The organism is Mycolicibacter heraklionensis (assembly GCF_019645815.1).
GTDB lineage: Bacteria > Actinomycetota > Actinomycetes > Mycobacteriales > Mycobacteriaceae > Mycobacterium > Mycobacterium heraklionense.
Map to the genome: position 1 here is coordinate 5,053,434 of NZ_CP080997.1, position 8,304 is coordinate 5,061,737.

Here is an 8,304-nt window from a genome sequence, read left to right on the forward strand (position 1 = left end):
CAGCGACGACCGGAGGGCTCAGTAATGTCGGGTCGGCATCGCGGCACCGAGCAGGGCCTGCGCCGCGGCGACCGCAGCGGTGCCGTTGTGGAAATCCGGGCAGCGCTGGCCGCGCTGGGTCTGGTGGACAGCCCCGACGCGGACTTGAGCACCGGCAAACACGTCGCGCTGGACGTCTTCGACGACGACCTCGACCAAGCGGTGCGTGCCTTCCAGCAGCAGCGTGGCCTGCTGGTCGACGGCGTGATCGGCGAGGCCACCTACCGCGCGCTCAAGGAGGCGTCCTACCGACTGGGCGCCCGCATCCTCAACCACCAGTTCGGGGCGCCGATGTACGGCGACGACGTGGCCACGCTGCAAGCCCGCCTGCAGGATCTGGGTTTCTACACCGGGCTGGTCGACGGCTACTTCGGCATCCAGACGCACAACGCGTTGATGTCGTACCAGCGCGAGTACGGTTTGTACGCCGACGGTATCTGCGGGCCGGAAACGTTGCGCTCCTTGAACTTCCTGGCCTCGCGGGTGACCGGCGGCTCGCCCCACGCGATCCGCGAAGAGGAACTGGTGCGACGGTCCGGACCCCGGTTGTCCGGCAAGCGGATCGTCATCGACCCAGGCCGCGGCGGTCGTGACCACGGGCTGATTACCCAGACTCCGTCGGGACCGATCAGTGAAGCAGATATCTTGTGGGACTTGGCAAGTCGTTTAGAAGGCCGGATGACGGCCATCGGGATGGACACCTTCCTGTCCCGTCCCAGTGGCCGCAACCCGTCGGACGCCGAGCGTGCCGCGACCGCGAACGCCGTGGGTGCCGACCTGATGATCAGCCTGCGCTGCGCCACCCACGTCAGCCCGGCGGCCAACGGTGTGGCCTCGTTCCACTTCGGCAACTCCCATGGTTCGGTGTCCACCATCGGCCGGAATCTCGCGGACTTCATTCAGCGAGAGATCGTGGCCCGCACCGGATTACAGGATTGCCGGGCACACGGCCGGACCTGGGACCTGCTGCGCCTGACCCGGATGCCCACCGTCGAGGTCGACGTCGGTTACATCACCAGCCCGCGTGATCGCGGGATGCTGGCCTCTCCGGCAACCCGCGACGCCATCGCCGAGGGAATGCTCGCCGCGGTCAAGCGGCTGTATCTGCTCGGCAAGAACGACCGGCCCACCGGAACCTTCACGTTCGCCGAACTGCTGGCCCACGAACTGTCGGTCGAGCGGACCGGCCAGCTCGGCGGTTCCTGACCCGGCGGTTCAGCAAGGCTCGACGCAGGAGAGCCGAAGCTGGAACCGCCGCACCAACCCCGCGGTTCAGCAAGGCTCGACGCAGGAGAGCCGAAGCTGGAACCGCCGCACGGACCCGGTCGCGGACCCCGAGGCGGCGGGGGCGCCCGCCCCGATCGGTTGCTCCAGCCGCGAGCTCTCCAGCAAGCGCTCCAGCGCAGCCTCCACCTCCGCCTTCCAACCCAGGCCCTTGTCGAGTTCCAGTCGCAGCCGCGGGAAGTACCGGTGCGGTGACACCACGGTGAACCCGACGTCGGTCAGGAAATCCGCCGAGATGATGCAGTGCTCGACCGAGCAGTCGCCGACCGCCTCCAACACCGGCGCGACGTCGGGCGGGACGGTGCCCCCATCCAAGAGTTCGGAAACCGCCGACGTACGGCCGAAGGCTTCCAGGGCGCGGACCCCGCGCCGCATCAACTCCTCGACCACCCGGGCGATCAGTTCCCGCGGCAGACCGTCGGCCATCGGAGCCGGATCGGTGCCGATCGAAGTCAGTAGCACCGCGTCGGCCGAAACCGGCCCGGTGGGAAAGCGGTGCGCCCGGGGCACGGCACGCGGGGGTGCGTACAGCACGTAGCCGAGGCACGGCGGATCCCCGACTCCTCGCGCGGCGGCCGACGGCGTGGCTACCTGCCCACAGGTCCCCCACTCCAACATCACCATCGACAGCCAGGCTTCCTTCTCGAACTCCGGGTCCGAGAGGTGATCGTCACGGCCGAGGGTGGCCGGATCCACCTCCCAGAAGACGCAGCGGCGTGCGTGCTTGGGAAGCTGCTCGAAACCCTCGAGCTTCAGGGGTGCGATGCGGACAGACACTGGACTCCCGGTCTCAACCCGTGCTGTCGGCGACGACAGCCCCTTAAGAATAGGAGGGTCGAGCCGCCGGATGCCACCCTCGGCGCCATTTGGTGGATCGACCCATCGAAAAAACGAAAGCTGCTGTTAATCAACATGTTTCAGCTCCGCCAGCGGACCGGGGCCGCCGTACCGTCACAGTGACGTAACGGCCGTGTGGCCCTGGACCTGGGCGAACAACGCCTCAGGAGGTTGTCGAGTCCATCATCGCGACGATGCGCTGCAAATCGTCGACGGAGCCGAACTCGACCACGATCTTGCCCTTGCGCTTACCGAGACTGACCGTCACGCGGGTGTCGAAGGTGGTCGACAGCCGCTCGGCGACGTCCTGCAGACCGGGCATCTGGATCGGCTTGCGCCGCGGCGCGACCGGTGTCGGGGTGCCTCCGCGGTTGGCCAGGGTGACCGCCTCCTCGGTGGCGCGCACCGACAGGCCCTCGGCCACGATCCGCGCCGCAAGCTCCTCCTGGGCCTCCGATCCGGCCTCCAGAGACAGCAGCGCCCGGGCATGGCCCGCCGACAACACGCCGGCGGCGACCCTGCGCTGCACGGCGATGGGCAGTCGCAACAGCCGGATCATGTTGGTCACCAAGGGGCGGGAGCGTCCGATGCGGGTGGCCAGTTCGTCGTGGGTCACCCCGAACTCGTCCAGCAATTGCTGGTAGGCCGCTGCCTCTTCCAACGGGTTCAGCTGTACCCGGTGGATGTTCTCCAGCAGCGCGTCGCGCAGCAGGTTGTCGTCCTCGGTCTCCCGAACGATCGCCGGGATCGTCTCCAGCCCGGCTTGCTGGGAGGCCCGCCAACGCCGCTCCCCCATGACCAACTGGTACCGCGACGAGCCGGGCACCGCCCGCACCACGATGGGCTGCATAAGCCCGAATTCCCGGATCGAATGCACCAGCTCGGCCAGTGCCTCGTCATCGAAAACCTGTCGGGGCTGGCGGGGGTTGGGCTCGATGTCGGCCGGTCTGATCTCGCGGTACACCGCGCCCACCTCGGGGGTTGCCGCCGGGGCTGCGCTGCGCACGCCGCCCAGAACGACATCGGCGGCGGCATCGCCCATCCGCGGGCCCAGGCCGGCGCCGCGGTCGCCCTGGGCCTCGTTCCCCTCGCCGGGGCCAGTCGGGATGAGCGAGGCCAGGCCGCGGCCCAAGCCGCCCTTCTTACGCGACGGTCCGGTCATCTGTGGCGCTCCTGTTCTTCTCCGGGTCGTCGGATACCGGCGGTCACTGCTGTCCCCCTCCGTCGACCAGGTCCCGCTCGACGAGCTCCCGGCTGGCGTCCAAGTAGCTCATCGCCCCGCGTGAGCCGGGGTCATAGTCGATGATCGTCATGCTGTAGCCCGGCGCTTCCGACACCTTGACGCTGCGCGGGATGACCGTGCGCAGCACCCGGTCGCCGAAGTAGCGCCGGACCTCGTCGGCTACCTGGTCCGCGAGCTTGGTGCGCCCGTCATACATCGTCAGCAGCACGGTGGTCACTTCCAGCCGCGGGTTGAGGTGCGCCTTGACCATCTCGATGTTGCGCATCAACTGGGACACGCCTTCCAGCGCGTAGTACTCGCATTGGATCGGGATCAGCACCTCCGGCGCGGCAACCAACGCGTTGACGGTCAGGAGGCCCAGCGAGGGCGGGCAGTCGATGAAGACGTAGTCGAAGTCGAAGCTGTCCAGATCGGCCAGCGCATTGCGCAGCCGGTTCTCCCGCGCCACCATGCTCACCAATTCGATCTCGGCGCCGGCCAGATCGATGGTGGCCGGGATGCAGTACAGCCGCTCGTTGTGCGGGCTCTGCTGCAAGGCGGACGTCACCGGGATCGCGCCGATCAACACTTCGTACGACGACGGCGTGCCGGATTTACGGTCGGCGATTCCCAACGCGGTGCTCGCGTTGCCCTGCGGGTCGAGGTCGATCACCAAGGTCTTGATCCCCTGCACCGCGAGGGCGGCGGCGAGGTTGACCGCGGTGGTGGTCTTGCCGACGCCGCCCTTCTGGTTGGCGACGGTGAACACGCGCCGGCGCTTCGGGCGGGGCAGCAGGTTGTTCGTGTGCAGTACCTGCATCGCCCGCTCAGCGGCCGCGCCGATCGGGGTGTCGACAAAGTTCGGCGATGTTTCACGTGAAACCGGGCCGTGCGATGTTTCACGTGAAACCGCCTCGGCAGAACCCGCGGCGTTCGTGGCTGACGACCGTGGCGTGACGCCCGGGGGGACTGATCTGCTCATGCGTTCCTCCTGGTCGGCCGTCGCGCCGGGCTGCCCGATGTCCGACGGCCCGCGCGCCTCGCTTCGGGCTCTGCCCGCAGTGCCAGCACCACGGTCGCGGGCGGGGTTAAATAGTTCACGCCACATCTCACCACCCTTACGTCGTTCGCGCCTAGTCTGGCCATCACGCCGCGGTGCTCGTCGACCTCGGCCTGTGCCCGCTCCCCCTTCATCGCCAGCATCCGGCCGCCCTTGCGTAGCAGCGGCAGGCTCCACCGGCTGATCTTGTCCAGGCTCGCGACGGCCCGTGACAGGACGACGTCGCAGTCCCCGACCGCGTCGCGCACCGCGGGATCTTCGGCACGTCCGCGGACCACGTCCACCCCGCCGAGGCCCAGCTCCGCGACCGCCTCACGCAGGAAGTCGCTGCGCCGGAGGAGCGGTTCGACGAGGGTCATAGCTACGTCCGGACGGACGATCGCCACCGGTATTCCCGGCAAGCCGGCTCCGCTTCCGATGTCTGCGACCCGCTCCCCGGCCTCCAGCAGCTCCCCGACCGCCGCGCAGTTGAGCAGGTGGCGTTCCCAGAGCCGCTCGACTTCCCGGGGTCCGATCAATCCGCGCTCGACACCGGGGCCCGCCAAGAGGGCTGCGTAGCGCCGCGCCGTGGGAAGGCGATCGCCGAAGACTTCCGCCGCCTCCGGGGGCGGCTCGGGTGCCGGTGCTCCCTCGACATGTTTCACGTGAAACATTCCTCCGGCTTCCCGGGAACGGACCGCGGGCAGGGAATCACATTGCTGTAATTCCCTACGCTGGGTCTGGTCAGTCCCGCCGAACCACTACTCGGCGCGACGGCTCGACGCCCTGACTCTCGCTGTGCACGCCGGCCACGGCGGCCACCGCATCGTGGACGATCTTACGTTCGAACGGGCTCATCGGGGCCAGTTCCTCGTCGGCACCGCTTTCCAACACGCGCCGGGCCACCTCGTCGCCCAGGGCGGTCAAGTCGTCGCGGCGCCGGCGGCGCCAGCCGGCGATGTCGAGCATCAGCCGGCTGCGCTCACCTGTCTTCTGGTGCACCGCCAATCGAGTCAGCTCCTGCAGTGCATCGAGCACCTCACCCTTGCGGCCCACCAGCTTGGTCAGGTCCGCGCCGCCGTCGATGCTCACCACCGCGCGCCGGCCTTCGACGTCGAGATCGATATCCCCGTCGAAGTCCAGCAAGTCGAGCAACTCTTCCAGGTAGTCGCCGGCGATCTCGCCTTCGGCAACCAGTCGGTCTTCCAGGTCGACCGCGGGCGCGGCCTGCCCCTCCTGCGTCGTCTCCCCCTCGGAATTCACAGCCTCGCGCTCCGTGGTGTCCGAATCGGTCGTGTCAGTCATGTCGTCTCCCTCCGTGCCCGGCGGCTCACGCGCCGGTTGGCTTGTCGCGGTACGTCACCGCTTACGTTTCTTCGGCTTCGCTCCGGCGCCGGGGCGTCCGCCGCGGGCGGCAGGTCGGCCCGGGTTCCGCTTGGCGGCCTCGGGGTTCGCGGGCTCGCCGGTCTCTGCCTCGGTCACGCCGGACTCCTCGACTTCGGCCTCGGACTCCGCTGTCGCGGCCCGGGCGCCCCGTTTCGGCTTGGCCCCGGGCGCCGGGGCGTTGGCGGCACGGCGCCGCAGCGCCTCCTCCTTCTTGGCCTCTTCCTCCTTGGCGATCAGGCCGAACACGTAGTGCTGCTGGCCGAACGTCCAGATGTTGTTGGAGAACCAGTACAGGATGATCGCCAGCGGCAGGAAGGGTCCGCCGACCACCACGCCCAGCGGGAAGACGTAGAGCGCCAGCTTGTTCATCATCGCGGTCTGCGGGTTGGCCGCGGCTTCCGGACTCTGCCGCGCCACCGAAGCCCGGCTGTTGAAGTACGTCGCGATGCCGGCCGCGATCATGATCGGCACCCCGACCGCGATCACGGAGAACCGGTTGAACTCGGCGAAGGCGTCCAGCCCGGTGCGTTGGATCATGGTCGCGCCCAGTGGGGCGCCGAACAGGTTCGCATCCAGGAAATTGCCCACGTCGGCGGCGCTGAAGAAGTAGTTGCCCAGCTGACGGTTCAGGTCAGGCGACAGGCCCAGCTGGCCGATCCCGGTACTGGTCCGGTTGAACGACCGCAGCACATGGAACAGACCCAGGAAGACCGGGACCTGCGCCAGCATCGGCAGGCATCCCAGGATGGGATTGAAGCCGTGCTCACGCTGGAGCTTCTGCATCTCCAGCGCCATCTTCTGGCGGTCCTTGCCGTACTTCTTCTGCAACGCCTTGATCTGCGGCTGCAGCTCCTGCATCTGCCGGGTGGTCCGGATCTGCTTGACGAACGGCTTATACAGCAGCGCCCGCAGAGTGAACACCAGGAAGACCACTGAAAGCGCCCAGGTGAAGAAGTTCGCCGGCCCTAGTAGAAGTCCAAAAGCCTTGTACCACAACCACATAATGCCCGACACCGGGTAGTACACGTAGTCCAGGCTGCCCGGATCAAAGGACACGGTATTCACCCTCCGCTCGATTGTCCGAGGAGTTCTCGGAAGGGCAGCCGCACTCGGCAGCCCTCTGGGACCGTTCGGGGATGGGGTCCCATCCGCCTTGATGCCATGGCCCGCACTTGGCCAGCCGTACTGCCGCCAACCAGCTGCCCCGGATCAACCCGTACTCGGTCAACGCATCCACCGCGTACTGGCTGCAGGTCGGCATGAACCGACAACTGGGCAGACGCAGCGGGGAGATCAGATTCCGGTACAGCTCGATCACGAAGATCAGTCCGCGTACCGGTGCGACCGCGAGCGCGTGCATCAGCGCACCGCCCCCGCGGCGCGGCGGATCGACCGCAAGCCGGCCCGCAGTTGTGTGCCGAGGGCGTCCGAAGTGGCACCGTTGCTCCCGGGCAGTGCCCGAATCACCAGTTGCTCACAGGGTTCCAAGTCGGCCAACACGTCGCGCGCCACATGGCGCAGTCGCCGAGCCACGCGATGGCGGTCAACGGCAGACCCGACCGACTTGGCGATGATCAGGCCTACCCGTGGAGGACTTGCCGTCGCGGCATCCAACGCCGACTCCTCGGACAGGTCCGTCCGTCGGTCGCAGATGACCCGGCTGTACACGATGACGTCCGGCTGCACTGCCCTTTGGCCATGTTTGACCGTTGCACCGAAGTCGGCCGATCGTCTCATCCGGTATTGAGCCGGGAGCACCGCCGAGCTGCCTGTGCTCAGGCGGTCAGCGAGCGCCGGCCCTTATTGCGCCGGGCGGTGACGATGGCACGCCCGGCACGGGTACGCATCCGCAGCCGGAACCCGTGCACGCGGGCCCGACGACGGTTGTTGGGCTGGAAGGTCCGCTTGCCCTTGGCCACGGCACACTCTCCTTATTGCATCTTGCGCCGCGTAAGCCCGACACACCGGAAGCCCGTTGTGCCTGCCGCACGCGACGCACTCGGTAAGCTCGGTGAACTTCTGCGTCCTGCTCGTAACCGGCGCGGGCTCCGGCCTACAGGCCGGTCGCTGCCGTATCGCCAGCGTTCGGGCGACTGTTCGAGGGTACTGATGCGCGTTCGCCGGGTCAAACCCCGGTGCAATCGCCGTGCGGACCCCCCTCGCCCGCCTACGAAACTGGCCCACTGTTCACACTGGTCACACGCGTATCGATCGTCTTCATGACGCTCGTTTTCATTCGATTCATCTCGGTGAAATGAGTAGTCGTCTGCCCAGAAACCTGTTAGCTTGCTTGCCAGCGCCGTTTCGGAACCGGAGCGGTTCTCGTCCACGAACCGAAGATCACGAAGCGGCTGGCGCTTCAGATATAGCGTCTTTTGTCTGGAGTATCCGTTGCTGAGCAACCGGCCCAGGGGGCCTCACCGCGGAATGCGCACCTCATCCACACCTGTGGATAAGTGTGTGGATAGCATGTCCCGGGAGGGCATCCGCGCACCGG

At 67.5% G+C, this 8,304-nt stretch carries 10 protein-coding genes; 1 reads left to right on the forward strand and 9 read right to left on the reverse strand.

From position 1 onward, the window contains the following. Window positions 1–24 precede the first annotated feature (24 nt). Window positions 25–1,245: an N-acetylmuramoyl-L-alanine amidase gene (locus tag K3U94_RS23360; protein ID WP_220695199.1), complete on the forward strand. Its 1,221-nt coding sequence runs from the start codon at window positions 25–27 to the stop codon at window positions 1,243–1,245. Window positions 1,246–1,311: 66 nt separating this feature from the next. Here K3U94_RS23360 and K3U94_RS23365 read toward each other — a convergent pair whose 3' ends face one another. From K3U94_RS23365 to rpmH, 9 genes are all read right to left on the reverse strand, one after another. After that, window positions 1,312–2,100 (reverse strand): acetyltransferase, encoded by a 789-nt coding sequence (locus tag K3U94_RS23365; protein ID WP_220695200.1) that lies wholly within the window; start codon window positions 2,098–2,100, stop codon window positions 1,312–1,314. A 223-nt stretch (window positions 2,101–2,323) separates the two neighbouring features. Beyond that, window positions 2,324–3,322: a ParB/RepB/Spo0J family partition protein gene (locus tag K3U94_RS23370; RefSeq protein ID WP_220695201.1), complete on the reverse strand. Its 999-nt coding sequence runs from the start codon at window positions 3,320–3,322 to the stop codon at window positions 2,324–2,326. A 43-nt stretch (window positions 3,323–3,365) separates the two neighbouring features. After that, on the reverse strand, window positions 3,366–4,364 hold the full coding sequence (locus tag K3U94_RS23375) for a ParA family protein (RefSeq protein WP_230987320.1): 999 nt from the start codon (window positions 4,362–4,364) through the stop codon (window positions 3,366–3,368). After that, on the reverse strand, window positions 4,361–5,095 hold the full coding sequence (gene rsmG, locus K3U94_RS23380) for a 16S rRNA (guanine(527)-N(7))-methyltransferase RsmG (protein ID WP_220695202.1): 735 nt from the start codon (window positions 5,093–5,095) through the stop codon (window positions 4,361–4,363). The genes K3U94_RS23375 and rsmG overlap by 4 nt, the downstream gene beginning before the upstream one ends. 70 nt (window positions 5,096–5,165) lie before the next feature. Further along, window positions 5,166–5,726 (reverse strand): Jag family protein, encoded by a 561-nt coding sequence (locus K3U94_RS23385; RefSeq protein ID WP_047321124.1) that lies wholly within the window; start codon window positions 5,724–5,726, stop codon window positions 5,166–5,168. Between the two features lie 54 nt (window positions 5,727–5,780). Next, the gene (yidC, locus tag K3U94_RS23390; protein WP_230987668.1) at window positions 5,781–6,809 is read right to left on the reverse strand and encodes a membrane protein insertase YidC; all 1,029 of its coding nucleotides are present in this window, start codon (window positions 6,807–6,809) and stop codon (window positions 5,781–5,783) included. Between the two features lie 43 nt (window positions 6,810–6,852). Then, the gene (gene yidD / locus K3U94_RS23395; RefSeq protein ID WP_220695204.1) at window positions 6,853–7,167 is read right to left on the reverse strand and encodes a membrane protein insertion efficiency factor YidD; all 315 of its coding nucleotides are present in this window, start codon (window positions 7,165–7,167) and stop codon (window positions 6,853–6,855) included. After that, a complete protein-coding gene (gene rnpA / locus K3U94_RS23400; RefSeq protein ID WP_047321126.1) occupies window positions 7,167–7,565 on the reverse strand; it encodes a ribonuclease P protein component in 399 nt (132 codons plus the stop codon). The genes yidD and rnpA overlap by 1 nt, the downstream gene beginning before the upstream one ends. Before the next feature lie 17 nt (window positions 7,566–7,582). Beyond that, window positions 7,583–7,726 carry a 50S ribosomal protein L34 gene (rpmH, locus tag K3U94_RS23405; RefSeq protein ID WP_046283926.1) on the reverse strand — a complete coding sequence of 48 codons (144 nt, stop codon included), beginning with the start codon at window positions 7,724–7,726 and terminating at the stop codon, window positions 7,583–7,585. Window positions 7,727–8,304 lie beyond the last annotated feature (578 nt).

Bases quoted from the DNA above. Each gene is read 5' to 3' on its own strand.
- K3U94_RS23385 (WP_047321124.1), bottom strand. From the start codon at position 5,726: ATGACTGACACGACCGATTCGGACACCACGGAGCGCGAGGCTGTGAAT.
- yidC (WP_230987668.1), bottom strand. From the start codon at position 6,809: ATGTGGTTGTGGTACAAGGCTTTTGGACTTCTACTAGGGCCGGCGAAC.
- yidD (WP_220695204.1), bottom strand. From the start codon at position 7,167: ATGCACGCGCTCGCGGTCGCACCGGTACGCGGACTGATCTTCGTGATC.
- K3U94_RS23370 (WP_220695201.1), bottom strand. From the start codon at position 3,322: ATGACCGGACCGTCGCGTAAGAAGGGCGGCTTGGGCCGCGGCCTGGCC.
- rsmG (WP_220695202.1), bottom strand. From the start codon at position 5,095: ATGTTTCACGTGAAACATGTCGAGGGAGCACCGGCACCCGAGCCGCCC.
- K3U94_RS23360 (WP_220695199.1), top strand. From the start codon at position 25: ATGTCGGGTCGGCATCGCGGCACCGAGCAGGGCCTGCGCCGCGGCGAC.
- K3U94_RS23375 (WP_230987320.1), bottom strand. From the start codon at position 4,364: ATGAGCAGATCAGTCCCCCCGGGCGTCACGCCACGGTCGTCAGCCACG.